This window comes from Thalassotalea euphylliae (assembly GCF_003390395.1).
Classification (GTDB): domain Bacteria; phylum Pseudomonadota; class Gammaproteobacteria; order Enterobacterales; family Alteromonadaceae; genus Thalassotalea_F; species Thalassotalea_F euphylliae_C.
In genome coordinates, this window is sequence record NZ_QUOV01000001.1 from 4,173,275 (window position 1) to 4,190,184 (window position 16,910).

The 16,910-nt window shown below is 44.0% G+C and carries 14 protein-coding genes and 2 riboswitches; of the genes, 7 read left to right on the forward strand and 7 right to left on the reverse strand.

The genetic code is table 11. From position 1 onward, the window contains the following. The first annotated feature begins 107 nt into the window (after positions 1–107). A complete protein-coding gene (locus DXX92_RS18265) occupies positions 108–1,352 on the forward strand; it encodes a mechanosensitive ion channel family protein (protein WP_116002099.1) in 1,245 nt (414 codons plus the stop codon). Positions 1,353–1,363: 11 nt separating this feature from the next. Here DXX92_RS18265 and tesB read toward each other — a convergent pair whose 3' ends face one another. Beyond that, positions 1,364–2,221 carry an acyl-CoA thioesterase II gene (gene tesB / locus DXX92_RS18270; protein ID WP_116002100.1) on the reverse strand — a complete coding sequence of 286 codons (858 nt, stop codon included), beginning with the start codon at positions 2,219–2,221 and terminating at the stop codon, positions 1,364–1,366. Between the two features lie 506 nt (positions 2,222–2,727). Between tesB and DXX92_RS18275 the strand changes: the two genes are divergently transcribed. Beyond that, positions 2,728–2,982 carry a hypothetical protein gene (locus DXX92_RS18275; RefSeq protein WP_116002101.1) on the forward strand — a complete coding sequence of 85 codons (255 nt, stop codon included), beginning with the start codon at positions 2,728–2,730 and terminating at the stop codon, positions 2,980–2,982. 74 nt (positions 2,983–3,056) lie between these two features. On the opposite strand, the gene DXX92_RS18280 is transcribed toward DXX92_RS18275, so the two are convergent. The 3 genes from DXX92_RS18280 to DXX92_RS18290 all read right to left on the reverse strand — a co-directional run bounded on the left by DXX92_RS18280 (position 3,057) and on the right by DXX92_RS18290 (position 7,712). Next, positions 3,057–3,617: a hypothetical protein gene (locus DXX92_RS18280; RefSeq protein ID WP_116002102.1), complete on the reverse strand. Its 561-nt coding sequence runs from the start codon at positions 3,615–3,617 to the stop codon at positions 3,057–3,059. Between the two features lie 26 nt (positions 3,618–3,643). Then, a complete protein-coding gene (locus tag DXX92_RS18285) occupies positions 3,644–5,485 on the reverse strand; it encodes a GGDEF domain-containing protein (RefSeq protein WP_147301990.1) in 1,842 nt (613 codons plus the stop codon). A 148-nt stretch (positions 5,486–5,633) separates the two neighbouring features. Continuing rightward, a riboswitch (cyclic di-GMP riboswitch) is annotated at positions 5,634–5,716 on the forward strand. 226 nt (positions 5,717–5,942) lie between these two features. Further along, a complete protein-coding gene (locus tag DXX92_RS18290; protein ID WP_116002513.1) occupies positions 5,943–7,712 on the reverse strand; it encodes a DUF885 domain-containing protein in 1,770 nt (589 codons plus the stop codon). 249 nt (positions 7,713–7,961) lie between these two features. On the opposite strand from DXX92_RS18290, the gene DXX92_RS18295 reads away from it, so the two are divergent. Continuing rightward, complete coding sequence (locus DXX92_RS18295; protein WP_147301991.1) at positions 7,962–8,975, forward strand: GGDEF domain-containing protein; 1,014 nt, start codon at positions 7,962–7,964, stop codon at positions 8,973–8,975. 66 nt (positions 8,976–9,041) lie between these two features. On the opposite strand, the gene DXX92_RS18300 is transcribed toward DXX92_RS18295, so the two are convergent. Then, positions 9,042–9,374: a DUF3630 family protein gene (locus tag DXX92_RS18300; RefSeq protein ID WP_181901784.1), complete on the reverse strand. Its 333-nt coding sequence runs from the start codon at positions 9,372–9,374 to the stop codon at positions 9,042–9,044. Continuing rightward, positions 9,362–10,834 carry a protein adenylyltransferase SelO gene (locus tag DXX92_RS18305; protein WP_116002514.1) on the reverse strand — a complete coding sequence of 491 codons (1,473 nt, stop codon included), beginning with the start codon at positions 10,832–10,834 and terminating at the stop codon, positions 9,362–9,364. The genes DXX92_RS18300 and DXX92_RS18305 overlap by 13 nt, the downstream gene beginning before the upstream one ends. Before the next feature lie 122 nt (positions 10,835–10,956). Between DXX92_RS18305 and DXX92_RS18310 the strand changes: the two genes are divergently transcribed. Further along, positions 10,957–11,256: a c-type cytochrome gene (locus tag DXX92_RS18310; RefSeq protein ID WP_116002106.1), complete on the forward strand. Its 300-nt coding sequence runs from the start codon at positions 10,957–10,959 to the stop codon at positions 11,254–11,256. An 81-nt stretch (positions 11,257–11,337) separates the two neighbouring features. Here the strand turns inward: DXX92_RS18310 and DXX92_RS18315 are convergent, their stop codons facing one another. Next, entirely contained in the window at positions 11,338–13,044 is a 1,707-nt protein-coding gene (locus DXX92_RS18315) for a M1 family metallopeptidase (RefSeq protein WP_220347674.1), read from the reverse strand. 169 nt (positions 13,045–13,213) lie between these two features. Next, positions 13,214–13,312: riboswitch (TPP riboswitch) on the forward strand. A gap of 124 nt (positions 13,313–13,436) precedes the next feature. Between DXX92_RS18315 and thiC the strand changes: the two genes are divergently transcribed. From thiC to thiS, 3 genes are read left to right on the forward strand one after another with little or no spacing between them, the layout of a single operon-like run. Next, on the forward strand, positions 13,437–15,416 hold the full coding sequence (gene thiC / locus DXX92_RS18320) for a phosphomethylpyrimidine synthase ThiC (RefSeq protein WP_116002107.1): 1,980 nt from the start codon (positions 13,437–13,439) through the stop codon (positions 15,414–15,416). 5 nt (positions 15,417–15,421) lie between these two features. Continuing rightward, positions 15,422–16,633 (forward strand): FAD-dependent oxidoreductase, encoded by a 1,212-nt coding sequence (locus tag DXX92_RS18325; protein WP_116002108.1) that lies wholly within the window; start codon positions 15,422–15,424, stop codon positions 16,631–16,633. Next, the gene (thiS, locus tag DXX92_RS18330) at positions 16,630–16,908 is read left to right on the forward strand and encodes a sulfur carrier protein ThiS (protein ID WP_116002109.1); all 279 of its coding nucleotides are present in this window, start codon (positions 16,630–16,632) and stop codon (positions 16,906–16,908) included. Before DXX92_RS18325 ends, thiS begins: the two co-directional genes overlap by 4 nt. Positions 16,909–16,910: the final 2 nt, after the last annotated feature.

Genomic DNA, 16,910 nt, shown 5'->3' on the forward strand with positions numbered 1-16,910 from the left:
AATTGAAGTCGCGACTTAGTTGTTTGGCGATTATAAAAAGCTCGAAAGATTCAATATCAAGCCGTTGATTAAGTTGGCAATAATAAGAATGATAAAGGAGTAAACCCGTGCAGCAATGGATTTCTGAGCAATTGATTTTACTTGGTTTACCAAACCAATATTTGGAGTTGGGTACGAGTGTTGCGGGCATTGTATTATTGTTATTGCTTGCCAGTGCCAGCCACTACTTAGTTAAACACCGTCTATTGGTGTTGGTACAAAAACTTGTTCAGCGAACCAAAAACACCTGGGATGACTTGTTTGTTACCCACCAAGTATTTACCAAAATTAGTTTACTGGTTCCGTTTTTTCTAATTATTGCGCTAACGCCTATTTTCTTGCCTGATGAGTCACTCAAGGCAACGATTCTAGTGGCGATTGCACGTGTCGCGGTGATCTTTCAAATAGCCCGAGTATTGTCGGCACTGCTTGACGTAATTAAGGCCATCTATCAAGCAAAAGCCAAAACCCGTTACATGCCGCTAAATGCGACAATTCAGTTGATCAAGCTGGCTATCTATTTAGTAGCAACCATCTTGTCTGTTGCTGTAATTATCGATCGGTCACCCATATTCCTGTTGAGCGGTTTAGGTGCACTAACAGCAGTACTGTTACTTATTTTCCAAGACACCATTAAAGGGTTAGTCGCCAGTATCCAAATTGCGGCGAATAAAATGGTTGCCCCGGGGGATTGGGTTGAACTGCCACAATATGGTGCCGATGGTGATGTTCTTGAAATTGGCCTAAATACGGTAAAAATTCAAAACTTTGATCGCACTGTAACCACAGTGCCTACCTATGCGTTGATCAGCGGCTCCTTCAAGAACTGGCGAGATATGTTCAACTCTGGTGGCCGACGCATCAAACGGGCGATTTATATTGATGCCGCCAGTGTGCGCTTTTACCAAGCGGAAGAAATCAAACAGCTCACCAGTATTCGCTTGCTCGCTGACTATTTAGCACAAAAACAAACGGAGCTGGCACAAAACCAACAACAACTGGGTAGTGCAGCGACCGATAAGCGCAACCAACGCCAGTTAACCAATATTGGCACTTTCCGCGCTTACATTACCGCTTATTTGCAAAGTCATCCGAAAGTTCATCAACAAATGACTTGTATGGTGAGGCAGCTAGCCCCAACAGCAACCGGGATTCCGTTGGAGCTTTACCTATTTAGCAATGACCAAGATTGGGTCAATTACGAGGGTATTCAGGCAGATATCTTTGACCATATTTATGCTATTGCGCCAGAGTTTGGCCTGCGAATTTTCCAACATCCAACAGGCCACGATTGGCAGCGTTTCGCCAACTAATACCAATAGTACTAGCGAGCGCGGATCACACCTTCTTGCATTGTTGAGGCAACCAACTCGCCTTGGCGATTAAAAATTTGGCCTTTCACTAAGCCTCGTCCGCCAGTGGCTGATGGGCTATCAACCGCATACAACAACCAGTCATCAAAGCGAAATGGACGATGAAACCACATGGTATGGTCAATCGTGGCGATCTGAAAATTTGGATCCCAATGGCTTTTACCATGCGGAAACAGTGACGTAGGTAAGAAATGAAAGTCTGACGCATAAGCCAGCATATAAGTGTGCACACGTAAATCATCAGGCAAATCACCGTTGGTTTTGATCCACATATGGGCTTTAGCGGGCACTTTTTCTGGTGACACCCAGTTATATTGCTCAACTGAGCGCAATTCAATCGGCTTTTCAGCAAGAAAAATTTTGCGGATATGCTCAGGGAAAACTGACTGATTTGCGCGAATAAAGTCTTGGTAAGAGGGAACGCCTTCAGGACCAGGGACATTTGGCATTTGATCTTGATGTTCAAAGCCTTGCTCAAGCTGTTGAAACGAAGCTGTCATATAGAAAATAGGCTGTCCATTTTGGATAGCCTTAACGCGCCGAGCACTAAAACTGCCGCCATCACGCAATACTTCAACGTCATATACAACGGGTTTAGTTGCATCACCGGCGCGTAAAAAGTAGGAATGTAATGAATGAACATGGCGCTTTTCATCTACTGTTTCTTGCGCCGCGGACAGCGCCTGACCTAATACTTGGCCACCAAATAAAGCTTTAAAACCAAGGTCTTGGCTTTGACCACGGTAAATACCCTGTTCAATTGTTTCTAGTGTTAATAGTGATGATAAGTCGTCTAACACCTGACTCATACTCGCCTCTTTGCTTCTTGTTGTTTTTGGTTATCATACCAAATTGAATAATTATTTGGTCACTCAGCGAGAATTTAAAGGCTCATAGACAAGGCTTGGCGTGCAGAGAATAGTTACTCCCCTTTTTTGAACGAAAAGCAAACGCCATAACGCGGTATATGAGCCTTTAAAACTCGCTCTTGGGAATGCGTAAGCAGCATGATAACGGCACAAAATTCACTAGATGTAGAACAAAATTTCGTTTGTTCTAATACTGCTTACGCCATTCTGAGAGACTAAATAGTTAATCAAAGTGGTATTAAACCCCAGCCAATCTTCCAGGGTAGACTCGCCCGCCAAAATCCACAGCACTCGTGTTCGTTATATTAAGTACAACTGCTCAGCTAACACTAAGATTACGTTAAATTTTTATAAAATATACACATTTACCTGTTGAAATATTAAACAATATTCTATAGTGTCACGTAATAGTTATTTGCAGTTTAAATAGTTAATGTGAGGCTAGGATGCAGGCGGTTTCAAAACGTGAAATGCTGTTAGAGCGAAGGCAACACGACCAAATTCAAGCAACGTTATGGGAAAAATTAACCTTAGCGCAGAAATTTGCAGCCAGCAGTCTGACTCAGTTTGGGTATGATCTAGCATTTATTAGAGCCAGTGCCGGCAGTAGTTTAGCCATACTATTATGCGATGGAAAAGTAGCAACTATCGCATGGGATGGTGAAATAAACACTCAACCTGAGATTACAATTCGCAACTAGTAGCAAGCATTAAAAGATAGTAAAACAGCGCTTTATAGCGCTGTTTTTGTTTGTATTCGTCTTGTTAATTAGCGTTAATTGAATTTATGAAATTCGATATTTTCTTCAGGCGCTTCTTCTTTCTTCACAAGTTTTATTTTAGCCAATGCTTGTTGCTGCTCAGTCAACAAGCTTTCCATCAGCGACATAAAGCCGCTTAAATTATTGCTGCTCCACATCCGCGCAACATGCTTCTCACGACCCGAAATATAGGTAAGAAAGTCTTTATAAGCACCTGGTTTGTGATTTTCAAAATAGGTTTGCGCGGTCGGTTTAAGTTGCTCTTTACCGCCAGCACAAGCATTGAAGATTGCCGCATAGTTGGTCACTAGTGGCGATATACGTTTCACATCGCTCAATATTGCTGGTGATTTTCGCTCTGCTTCTTCTTTTACTTTATTGTAGCGAAAAGTAAAAAATTCTTGCTGCTTTGCTCCGATTGAAGCCACCGTATCAGCTAGCTGCTTATGACTTTTTCGGGTTTGTGCTGTATCGCGTTTTTGTTGAACTAAATCATGCTGTAAGCGTTCTGAACGAAAATAGAAATAAACACTAACGGCAACAAAAATGGCAATTACAACTAATGCAAAAAACATAAACCTACTGAATACCCTTCAATAATTTAAGACACGTCACTCAAGCGCGATAAGAAGATATAAGGATCGATATCCTGCACTGCGGGTGTATCTAAAGAAAACCTAATATTAACCGAAAATTCGCCCAAATTGGCAAAAAAACGTACCTTAAGTGCATCAATGAGCTTTTCAAACTTAGCTTTGGCTTGGCTTTGTGACTGATGCGGAAAAAGCACAATATACTCACCATCGTTAATCTGCCCACTCTGATCAAACTCCCCCATATGCTCATTAATCAATGTAGCTAGTGTTTTGTTCACTTCGGCAATAACCCGCTTGTTAAAACTAAACGTTAAGTCTTGCCAATTGCTAATCGTTAAATAACCTATGGTGAGCGGGTACTCATACTTGCGTGCTTTCTTGAATGCGCGATGGTAGATATATTTGGTTTGTGCTGGATTAGGCACTAAATACGTTGGGCGCTCTAACTGTTCATACACATCGTGCTGTTTGCGAGAGCGATAGGTAAGCCATTGAATAATCAAAACCACAAGCAGAAACAAACTCAATGTTGTTAAAACGATAATATAGTGTTGCTGCATCCTCACTTGTTCTGAGAATTCAGTGTGTGCGTCATATGCTTCGGCTAAATCTAGCGCAAGCGCTTTGTTGCTATCTTCGACCGCAAGCCGACTAGGCGCACGAATAACTCTGGCTTTCGCATCTTTGAAAAACTGATGTTGCAATTCTACGTAACGATTAAGCATTGCTAGTGCTTTGTCTTTATCACCTTCAATCTGGTAACGATTAGCGAGTAGTAGGTATAAATCAACTTGATCACCTGCTACTTCGACGATTTCAGCAAGCTCTTCAGCAAGTACCAGCAATTGCAATGCAAAAGCCTGGCGATCAGTTGCAAAGCTCGCCTTAGCTAGTGCAATTAACGTGCTCAAATAAGGCTTATTCAAATTCTGCCCTTTAAATGAATGCTCGGCTTCAACGAGGGCGAGATAAGCAGATTGATACTCACGTTGATCCAATAACACTTGGCCAATACCAAGTTCGGCATAAGCGCGTTTTATTGGCCAAACGCGCTGCTCAGCAATTTGCTTTACCTGCCAAAACGCATTGTATGCATCATCTAATCGTTCGAGCTCTCGGTACGCTGAAGCTAAATTGTAATAGGTTCCTTCAATACCATTTTTGCGATTAAGCGCGAAACGCAATTTTAGAATACGCTCGTGTATCTCCATCGCAGTTTGATAATCCCCTAAATAGTGATACGAGATAGCAATCACTTCCAATAACTGTAAATGCTCCGCATATTGGAGGTTTTGCTCAACCAACTCTTTCACCATATGGAGATCGTCAGCCGCTTTTTGATTTTCACCAATTAGGGCATTTGCCATTGCACGATAGCCCAAAGCCAGTAGTTGGTACTTTACTAAGCCTTCTTGCGTGGCGCGCTCCCAGACTTGATCAACAAAGTGGAAGACATTGTGATATTTACTTTTTACAAAGTAACCTTCCGCCAATTTGATTTCTAAATTAAGCTGCAGCTCAGCAGGTAGTGGCTTGTAAGTTAAACCGTCAATCGCAAATTGAAAGGCACGTGCAGCATCACCTTTACTCGCTGCGACTTCGGCAAGTAAGACGTAAGCTTTAGCAATAACGTCTTTCGGGTATTGATGACGATACTGAACAATTTCAGTCGCCAAAGAAACTATTTCATCGTAGGGAAGTGCTTCTTTATCTGCCTGATAAAAACCACTGACTCGTTCGATATTGGCGGTAACAACTTCTCTTGGCAACTGTGCTTGTGCATTAGCAACTTGACTTAGCAAACAAGTCATCACCAATGTCAGTACCAACCAAATCTGTTTCAACAAGTGTCAACCTTAAACGATAGCTTTTTCAGAGCAGGCATTTTAACGAATCGTATGAATTAGCGCCAACTTTCGACTAACCTTAGTCATCAAATTGGATTTAGTATTTACTCTACGCAAATATTGACTATAATATCGCCGAGCGACTAAAGCTCGTTAAAGGCAAATCTAGTGAAAGCTAGAGACGCAAAGTTACCGGTCTAAGGGGAAACCTAGGACAGCGGGACTGCCAAATTTAGATATAGTGGGGGCTTATCTATTTTAGCTATTCAGCTAACCTTCTACTCCTACGGTATACTTTGCGTGTCTTTCCCTTTTCTTTCTTTTATTCCTATTAATACCTTGCAGCCTCTCTGCTAAGTAGCACACCAGTAACAACGACACCTAGCCGCTGATCAATTGAATATGTAATCAGCATGCTATTGGCGCCATTCAACATTTAGCTTATTAGCTCTTTCAGCTATTGCTTTTTCTGTTGCTGCTCTTGCTGCTGCTCTATGTATTGCGTAATCACAACCTCCAACATAGACAAAGGCATCGAACCATTTGCTAGCAATTGATCGTGGAAGTCACGCAAATCAAAGTCAGCGCCTAGCGCTTGCTCAGCCTGTTTGCGCAAACGCTTAATCGTCAACTCGCCAATTTTGTATGAGAGTGCCTGACCAGGCCAAGAAATATAGCGGTCTATTTCAGTTTTAACATTGTGCAGTGACAACGCGGTATTGCTGGCTAAAAAGTCCATTGCTTGCGCACGTGACCAACCTTTGACATGCATTCCAGTATCAACCACTAGTCGACAAGCGCGCCACATTTCATATGTTAAACGGCCAAAATCACTGTAAGGGTCGGGGTACATACCAGCTTCAATACCTAAGTATTCAGCATATAGGCCCCAACCTTCACCAAATGCAGAAATATAAGTTTCATTTCTGAACTCTGGTACGTTTTTCATTTCACGAGCAATAGAGCCTTGTAAATGATGACCAGGTACGGCTTCATGTAAGGTTAACGCTGGTAACACATAGAGCGGGCGGCGATCTAAGCGGTAAGTATTAACCCAATAATTACCCGGTTGATCATCTCGCGATGGTCCAGAGTAACGGCCCGTTGTGTACTTAGGCGCAATATTGGCAGGAACTTCAATTACCCCATAAGGTGTGCGCGGCAAAGTTTTAAACAAGCTTGGTAACTTGGCATCCATTTGTTTAGCAAGAAAAGAGGCTTCTTTGATCAGTTGCTCTGGCGTAGTCGCGTAAAATTGAGGGTCTGTTCGCAAAAACTCAACAAAATCAGCAAAAGAACCTTCAAAGCCTAGCCTCGCAATAATGGCATTCATTTCAGCGCGAATTCGCTTAACTTCTGCCAAACCAATTTGGTGCACTTCATCGGCGGTCATATCTAATGTCGTGAAATGCTTCACGCGATTGGCGTAAAACGCGGCACCATTTGGCAAACTACTTGCCGCGATATTTTGTCGAGCATTGGGTTGATATTCGCCCACCATAAAATCATAAAAAGCTTGGTAACTGGGGAATACTTGCTCTTTAATGACCTTGGTTGCTTGCGTTCGTAACGATGTTTGTTGTGCCGTTGTTAAATGCTTTGGCATTGACTTAAACGGCTGATAGTAAACACTTTCGGTCACATCTTCTTTGATAAAGGCCGTAATTGATTCTTCAAAGCCTTTCAATACTACTTGCGGTTGGCTGTAGCCAGCAGCTAACCCTTCACGCATCCAAGTCATTTGCTGCTCAAAATAACGTGGCATTTGTGCCAAGCGGCTAAGGTAATCAAGGTAGTCTTGTTCGGTTTTAAAACTCACCATACGGCCAATAAAACTGATATGTGCATGGAATCCAGATTCCGCAGTTATTGGCATTAGGTGTTCTTTATTTAGGTAATTATCTACCTGATTTTGAATGCGATATTGCAGTACCGACCAGTTAATTTGGTTAGCAGTACTAAGTGACTCGACATCAATAGCATTCACTTTGGCTAAAATATCCGTCAGTTGTTGATGGTTTTCAGCTAATGTCTCGGCACTTAAATCTGGCAATTGTGCATTAGTTTTGCCTGGCTCTGGGTTATTGAATGGACTACTTTGCTGCTCATAATCGTGATAAGTCTCAATCACGTTGGCTAGTTGTTGATCGGCATTAGGCTTACTTTTTAGCGCCGTTTGGCTACACGCCGTCAGCATGAACAACATGAGTATAATGGGGTATTTCATTAGCTTATTGCTTCCGTAATCGAGCTTTATTAAGCGGTTATTGTGCATTTATTTTACCTTGGCGATACGCCCTTGCAAATTAAGGCTAACACAAAGCTATTTCGATTCGCACAACAGCCTTTCTGGATAAATAACACGCACTCATTAAACTATTTGCTCTATTAATCGATAAAAGTTGTTTGTAAGGCTAGAAGTTTTCAGCATTTTTCGCCAGAATGGCTGAGTAGTTAGATTTTTTGGGGTGAATCATTGAAGCATCATGATTCCTTAGCACAAGCACAAGTTAAAATGGCAAAAACACTTAAGCTGTTAGCACAGTGGAAGTTGCCTGCAACCCCAATAAATTACGCAATTGGTTACGAATACATTTGCGAAAAAAACACACCGCTTATCACTAAGATAGACCAACATTTATTTGCCAATAATCACCTCGATAACTTTCTCATTGAGCAGCTTTATCAAGACCATGTACTTGGTCAAAGTAACTTGCGCGACGACATTTTTGATGATGCTAAGCAACTAACTGCCCAGCTCAGTGAAACTTGTCATAACGCTAATGCGCAAGGTAATAAATTGCTGTCTGCACTCGACACTAATATTGCATCAGTGCGAGATGGTGATAAAGAGCAAGCAGCGCAGGCCCTATCGCGATTATCACAGACAGTTGAATTGCTTAAGCAGCAACAAGCGTCATTGTTGAAGCAACTGGCGAAAACCGAGCAGCAAGCAGATAACTTGTATCAAGAATTTAGTGCGGCACGCAAAGAAATCTACCTAGATCCAGTGACTCGGTTATACAACCGAAAGGCGCTGAGCAAGCATTTTGATACATGGGTGAGTGAATCACCGGACCGTCAAATCGCAGCTTTGGTCGTTAGTGTTGATGACTTTAATCTGTTTAGTAATAAATTCGGTTCGCTAATTGGCGATGTTATTTTGTCTAAGATTGCCAACAAGGTAAGTAACTACGTGGGTGAAAGTGGCTTACCTGTGCGCACAGGTAATGAGGAATTTCTTATTCTGCTGCCTGATGTTGAAATGGGAATCGCAAGCGAAATTGCCGAGAAAATTCGCCAAGGCGTAGAGAAAATACGCTTTATTAGCAGTAAATCTGGCATCCGTTTACCACAAATGACAATTTCACTTGGCGTTAGTGAATTCAAGCAAAAAGAAACACTAAATAGCCTACTTAGCCGCACCCAAAAAGCGCTATCGAATGCTCAGCAAAAAGGCCTAAATCAAGTATCTATGCTTCCTGCTTAGCTGCCGCTTAACTTTTTTACTCACTTCGCAGTAAAAACTCTCTAACAACCGATAGTGTCAGCTTTGCTAATTGCCCGTTAATGAACCACAAATAAGTTCCAGCAAAGGTTGTTCATCAATAGACTCTGGCTCTAACCAGCATGACTGGCTATACACTTCAAAATTTAAGACAAAATAACCAAAATCTTCCGCGACTTGTGCACGGAATCTGACATTATGGCGATCGGCGCCGGGGATTTTTTCCAAGATACTAACCTGCGTCAACTGACTCAATACCACCTCGGTCGCGATGTCGAAATCTTCTTCGTCAAACTCGCCATCAAATCGAATATCGAGATGATCATCACGCAAAAATACTGCTGAAACTAGAAGTGATGATGGTTGCGTTAACTGCTGCATGAAATTTCCAAGTGCTTGCCCCATTCTGGCGCTGGCTGTGCATATTGCTCTGCGCCTGCTTGCTCATCAAATGGGGTTTGTAAAACGCCTTGTAGGCGCTCAATTTCAGTGTAATCACCCTGCTCTGCTTGCCTAATCGCTTGCTGAGCTAAGTAATTGCGTAAGATAAATTTAGCGTTATGCTGGTTTTGAATTTGATGGCGGGCACTATCTGCCATGTCATCGTCCGCTAATCGCTGGCGATACTTTTTAAGCCACTCAATAACAACTTGTTGATCATTAAAATGTGCTAACAACTTTTGGCATTGCTGATTATCAACATCATCGACAAATACTTGATTGAGCAGCCTGAAACTTAGAGTGTAATCTGCTTTTTGCTTGGCCAGCAGTGTTAACCACTCCCCTAACAACGCCTGATCTTCATCTTGCCATGTTGCCAACCCAAGCTTTCGCTGCATTAACGAAATATAGTGCTGCACGAATATTGGCTCATATTGGCTCAGCGCCGCGCGAATTTCTTCGGTTGATAACCAGTCAGAGAAAGTAATAGCCAGCGCATTTAAATTCCACAGGCCAATGCTCGGCTGCTGGTCAAAGGCGTAGCGACCGGTATGATCGGAATGATTGCAAATAAAACTGGGCTGATAGTCATCAAGAAAGCCAAATGGACCATAATCTATGGTCAGGCCAAGAATCGACATATTATCGGTATTCATTACCCCATGCGCAAAACCATGTACTTGCCACTTAGCAATGAGTGTCGCGGTTGATTGTACAATCGCCGCCAGCATGGCTTTGTGTGGGTTTTCCTGCCTTAAACACTCAGGAAAGTATTCAGCTAAACAATAATCCGCGAGCTGATTGAGTTCATCTTTTTTCCCTTGATGAAACCAATATTCAAAGTGACCAAAACGAATATAACTCGGCGACGTTCGCGTCATGATAGCGCCCTTTTCGACGCGCTCGCGATAAACATCGTGTTCACTACCAATAATGCATAGCGCTCGTGTGGTGGGAATATCAAGCGCCGCCATCGCCTCACTAGCGAGGAATTCGCGAATACAAGAGCGCAGTACTGCCCTGCCATCGCCCATGCGAGAAAACGGCGTTTCCCCTGCCCCTTTGAGTTGAACATCTAACCGCTGGCCAGACTTCGCAATAATTTCGCCGAAGCTAATGGCTCGCCCGTCACCTAATTGCGGCACGTATTGGCCAAATTGGTGACCGCTATACACTTGCGCATGAAAATAGCCACCTTTAGGTAATACCTTGCCAGCAAAAACATCAACAAAATTAGTTTGATGTAAATCATCTTTTGCAATGCCAAGCTCTGCTAGCATAGCGTCACTGGTCGCCACCAAATGCGAATTCACTAAAGGAGTCGGCGATACAGGTCGATAAATAAAAGGTAAATGCTTTACAAGTCGATTGTCGAAATTAAACGCAATTGGCTCGGACATCGTAATTACTTCAGTCATAGTAAGTGTTTACATAATACTAAAAAATCTAGGACAACTTAGGTCTTTTTCCATATAATCGACTAAGGCTCAGAAAAATCTAATCATTAAGAGAGACAGACATTATGAAAAAAATGACTCTTGCTATTGCAACTGCAGCAATGATGGTAGCTCCAGCATTCGCGGGCGACGTTGCAGCGGGTAAAGCAAAATCAGCAATGTGTGCAGCTTGTCACGGCGCAGAAGGTATTTCTGCTATTCCAATGTACCCTAACCTTGCTGGCCAAAAAGAAGCTTACATTGCGAAGCAATTAAAAGATTTCAAATCTGGCGCACGTAAAGATCCAGTAATGGCTCCTATGGCGATGGGCCTAACTGATGCAGACGTAGCTAACTTAGCTGCGTACTACGCTAGCCTTAAGTAATTTATTACTGTGGGCTTAGCAAAAGCGCTCATCTGAGCGCTTTTTGCTTTTCTAGCGCCTGACAAATATCTTATCCATCGCCTACTCAATCAAAAGCTGCGCAATATAGTGGTTTTTGTCCCACTGAATACCTGTCGCACCCTGCGGTAGTTCAAAGGTTTGCCAATCGCTTGTCAGCGCAAAATTTTGCTGATCAGATGCCACACCACCAGTAAACTTCGCCGGAATTGCCATCGCAAAACCATCCACCACATGACGCCAACGGGCTTTAAATTCGCCGTCCATTAGTCGATATTCCAGCACAGGAATACGACTGTCGCGCAGGTACTGATCAAAAAACTTATTAAGCACGAGCCCAGATTGTTCAGCAATATAATCTTCCACTTGCTGGGTAGTAACGGTTTGATGATAAAAAACCTTGTTTAAGCCACGCAAAATCTCACGCCATTTGCTGTCGTCATTAATGAGTTGGCGAAGCGTGTGCAGCATATTCGCACCTTTGGGGTAAATATCGTACGAACCCACTTGGTGTTGGTGATAAGTCCCTATCATCGGCTTATCGTTGCGAATATTTTGACGTTGCCCACGCAAGTATTCTGCCCCTGCCGCTTTGCCGTAGTGATACTCAACAAACAAACCTTCAGCGTAGGTGGTAAAGCTCTCTTGTATCCATAAATCAGCAACATCCTTAGCCGTAATACTGTTAGCAAACCATTCGTGTGCGGTTTCGTGAATAATCAAGAAATCCCACTTTAAGCCCCAACCTGTCTCGCTGAGATCACGTCCTTTGTAACCTTGCTGATAGTTGTTGCCATAAGTGACTGAGCTTTGATGCTCCATGCCAAGATACGGAGCTTCAACCAACTTGTAACTGTCTTGATAAAACGGATATGGACCAAACCAATGCTCCAGCGCTTCGATAGTACGCTTGGCATCACCAAAGTGTACGCGCGCTTTTTCTTCGTTAGCACGTAGCACGTAATAGTCCATATCTAATACGCCATTTTCACCTTGATATTGCTCGGCAAAATTGACGTAGTCAGCAATATTGATATTCACACCGTAATTATTAATAGGATTGATGACGCGCCAGTGGAAAACTCGGCTATCACCTTGATCTTCAATGTTAATTAAACGGCCATTAGAGACATTAAACAAAGGTCTTGGCACTTCAATCAACATATCAATTCCGCGGTCGGCTTCGTCATAGCCGTGATCTTTATTCGGCCACCAAATACTGGCGCCGATCCCTTGATTTGACGAAGCAATAAATGGCATGCCATCTTCATCTTCCGACCAAGTAATACCGCCATCCCAAGGGGCATTTTTCGCTTCATGAGGCTGACCCGAAAAGGTCAAGGTTAACTGATATTCCTGACCTATTTGCTGTGGCTCTTTTGTCGAAATAAAGTAACTGTAACCTTCTTGGCGAATCCCTAAGATTTGCCCTGCTTGCACAGCAGCTTCAAGCTTCATAGGTGCTTGTAGCTCAATTTGTAATTCTTTTGCATTATCAATTACTTGATAGGTTATGATGTTTTCGCCAGCAAAAGATCGGTCACCAATATCGACAGCCATCGATAGCTGGTAATGCTTTACATCCCACCAAGCGCGTTCAGCGGTAATCGCACCGCGTAAATGCTTTTGCCTTTGTTCGCTAATGTCAGGTGTATTTGGCTTGCTTTCAATTTCGTTATTAATATCGATAAGCTGCCGCGCATTAACTTGATGACTGGTCAGCACGAGTAAGGCACTAATTGCTGTTGATAACCATTTGTTGGGCATCATTTTTTAACTCTTTGCTCTGAGAATATGAGCAATATTGTGCGTCGCTAGCAAGTTGATGGCAAGCCATAGACAAAGTGGGTTTGTCACCGACCTATGAATCTGGCGCTTGCGTAAATTAAAAATTCTTGTAAGACTAAAAAGCATCTGAGCAAGCGAATTAATTTGCTCAGCGAACTTGTCGGAGTGCCATAGGGCTGAGATCGCGAAAGCGGGATCCGTAGAACCTGATCAGCGTAATTGCTGCGAAGGGAACAAGCGCAATACAAACTCAATATATTAATTAGCTGTAGACAATTTTAGGCTACTGTTCTTGATGACATTGGGTTTGTGTTGTTCTCGTCATACCTAGTCAACTCCGCCGAATATAATTAATTATTATCTAGGTGAGAGCTATGAGTTCATTATCGCGACGTGAACGTCGTCAGCAGGCGGAAGCCTTTATCAACAATGTGTCGGGACAAAGTTACCCGAATTCCAGCAAAATTTATGTATCGGGCAAGCTGCACAATATCCAAGTAGCCATGCGAGAGATTGCCGTTGGCGATACTTTTGTCGGTGGCACCGAAGAAAACCCCATTTTTGAACCTAACGAGCCGATTCGTGTTTACGACAGCTCTGGCCTTTACACCGATCCAAACGTAAGCGTTAATGTTCATGAGGGTTTACCTAAACTGCGCAGTGCATGGGTAGCCGAGCGCGCAGATACTGAAGAGCTTACGGGCGCGACATCAGGTTATAGCCAGCAGCGTTTAGCGGATGAAGGCCTTGATCATATTCGCTTTGAAAACCTACCGAAAGTGCGCCGCGCCAAAGCGGGGAAAAACGTGACCCAGTTACACTACGCACGCCAAGGTATTATCACGCCGGAAATGGAATACATCGCCATTCGCGAGAATACCAAACGGGCGGAAATGAAAGACGAAATCCTCAGCCAGCGTCATGAGGGGCAGGGCTTTGGAGCCAAATTTACCGAAGCTGGTCACGCTAACATTCCCGAGCAGATTACCCCTGAGTTTGTACGCCAAGAGGTTGCAGCAGGGCGCGCCATTATTCCCGCTAATATTAATCACCCTGAATCTGAACCAATGATTATTGGTCGTAATTTTTTGATCAAAGTAAACGCCAATATCGGTAACTCGGCGGTTACTTCATCCATTGAAGAAGAAGTGGAAAAGCTGGTGTGGTCAACCAAATGGGGCGCAGATACCGTGATGGATTTATCCACTGGCCGCTATATTCACGAAACGCGCGAGTGGATTGTGCGTAACTCGCCAGTGCCAATTGGCACAGTACCGATTTATCAAGCACTCGAAAAAGTAAACGGCATTGCCGAAGACTTAACATGGGAGGTATTTCGCGACACCTTGATTGAACAAGCAGAGCAGGGCGTTGACTACTTTACTATTCACGCAGGTGTACTGTTGCGCTATGTGCCGATGACGGCAAAACGCGTGACCGGTATCGTCTCGCGCGGTGGTTCTATTATGGCAAAGTGGTGTTTAGCACATCATCAAGAAAACTTCCTTTACACCCACTTTGAAGATATTTGCGAAATTTGTAAGCAGTACGATGTTGCCTTTTCATTAGGTGACGGCCTGCGTCCGGGTTCTATTGCCGATGCCAACGACGAAGCACAGTTCTCTGAGCTTCATACCTTAGGAGAGCTGACCAAAATCGCTTGGCAACACGATGTACAAGTAATGATTGAAGGTCCAGGTCATGTGCCACTGCATATGATTAAGGCGAATATGGACGAGCAACTGGAACATTGTCACGAAGCGCCATTTTATACATTAGGACCACTGACGACAGATATCGCCCCTGGTTATGACCACATCACCTCGGGGATTGGTGCCGCAAATATTGGCTGGTACGGCTGTGCCATGCTGTGCTACGTGACCCCCAAAGAGCACTTGGGCTTGCCTAACAAAGAAGATGTCAAAGAAGGCTTAATCACCTACAAAATTGCCGCGCATGCGGGCGATTTAGCAAAAGGGCATCCCTGTGCACAAATTCGCGATAATGCATTGTCAAAAGCGCGCTTCGAGTTTCGCTGGCACGACCAATTTAATCTTGGTTTAGATCCTGAGCGCGCCCGTGAATACCACGACGAAACCTTGCCGCAAGAGTCAGGCAAAATCGCCCATTTTTGCTCAATGTGTGGGCCAAAATTCTGCTCGATGAAAATCACCCAAGATGTTCGCGACTATGCGGCAAAACTAGAGGCTGAGCAACGCATTGAAATCAAGCTCGCAGACGAAACCGTCAGCGTTAGCCGTGATGCCATTGATAAAACGCTTGCCCAAGGTATGGCGGAGAAGTCAGCCGAATTTAAAGCAACTGGCTCTGAAATTTATCATCAAGTAAGGTAAATACCGTGGCCAATATTGCAATTGTTGGCGCGGGGCTGCTAGGTCGTTTAATGGCCTGGCAGCTGAGCCTAGCGAGTAACACGCACAATAACGCACACCAGATCAGCCTATACGACAAAGACGCCATTGATGGTCGGCAAAGTGCTGCCTACACGGCAGCGGGTTTGCTCACGCCTTATGGCGAGTCGTTAAGCTGTGAACCTGAAATTGTCGCCATGGGCGAGGCAGCACTAACCATGTGGCCGGAGTTACTCGGCGAACTTGCCAGTCCAGTCGACTTTCAAGCGAATGGTTCTATTTGCGTTAGTCACCGCGTGGACCAAGGTGACTATGAACGCTTTGCACGCCATATCAGCCAGCATTATCCGCAAGCTCAGCTTCAATTACTAAGCAAAAGCGAATTTACCCAGCAAGTACCTGCATTAGCAGAGCGCTTTGAAAGCGGTGCATACCTGCAAGGTGAAGGCTGTATTGATAATCATCAACTGCTCAATGCACTGGCAAGTGCGCTGCAAGCAAATAATGCGGTCGATTGGCTTGCGCAAACGCAAGTGCTGACGGTATCTCCTTATCAAGTTCACACCAACTCAGGTATTAAGCAATTTGACTTGGTCATTGATTGCCGTGGCATCGGCGCAAGTGCCATTCACACCCAAGCTGGTTCCAATATCGACGCGAATACCGATGCCAAAATCAAAGACCAGGGAGCACTGCCGATGTTAAGGCCAGTGCGCGGAGAGGTCATCAGGGTGTATGCGCCGGACGTCGAATTTTCACTGCCAGTGCGTTTAATGCACCCAAGATACAAGCTTTATATCGCTCCGAAAGCCAAGCATGAATACGTTATTGGCGCGACGGAAATAGAAAGTGGGGCGACGGGTAAAGTTACCGTGCAATCGGCACTAGAGCTGCTGTCTGCCTTGTATAGCCTGCATCCAGGTTTTGCCGAAGCGCAGATTCTTGAGCAGCTTAGCCACTGCCGCCCAGCATTTGCCGACAACCGCCCACAAGCAAGAAGCAAAGCAGGGCTGATACAGCTCAACGGCTTATATCGCCATGGTTATTTGCTCGCGCCAGTGATGCTAGCAACGGGCTTACACTTGGCTGCTCAGCAAATTAATACGGCTAAAAGTAGCAAGTCCTCTTACTCAGTGCCGCCAGCATTTTTTGAATGGCTACACGTTGACGGTAAAAACAATCTAAGAGCAAAACAATGACCCATACCTACCCAGATAAGACCTACCTAGCTCATACCTACTTGGTGAATGGTAAAGCTTTCACCCTTGATCAAGCTGTTTACCAAGAGGCTGAACACAAAGAAACAGACATCACAGTGAGCCAACTGCTTAACGAGTATTTTTCAGTGCACCCAGAGCCTAAGTTATTTGCGGTAGCCGTCGATCAAACCTTTGTTGCCAAAACAGACTACGAGACAACATCACTTAGCAACGGCGCAAGTATTGAGCTATTTTCACCGATTCAAGGAGGTTAGCG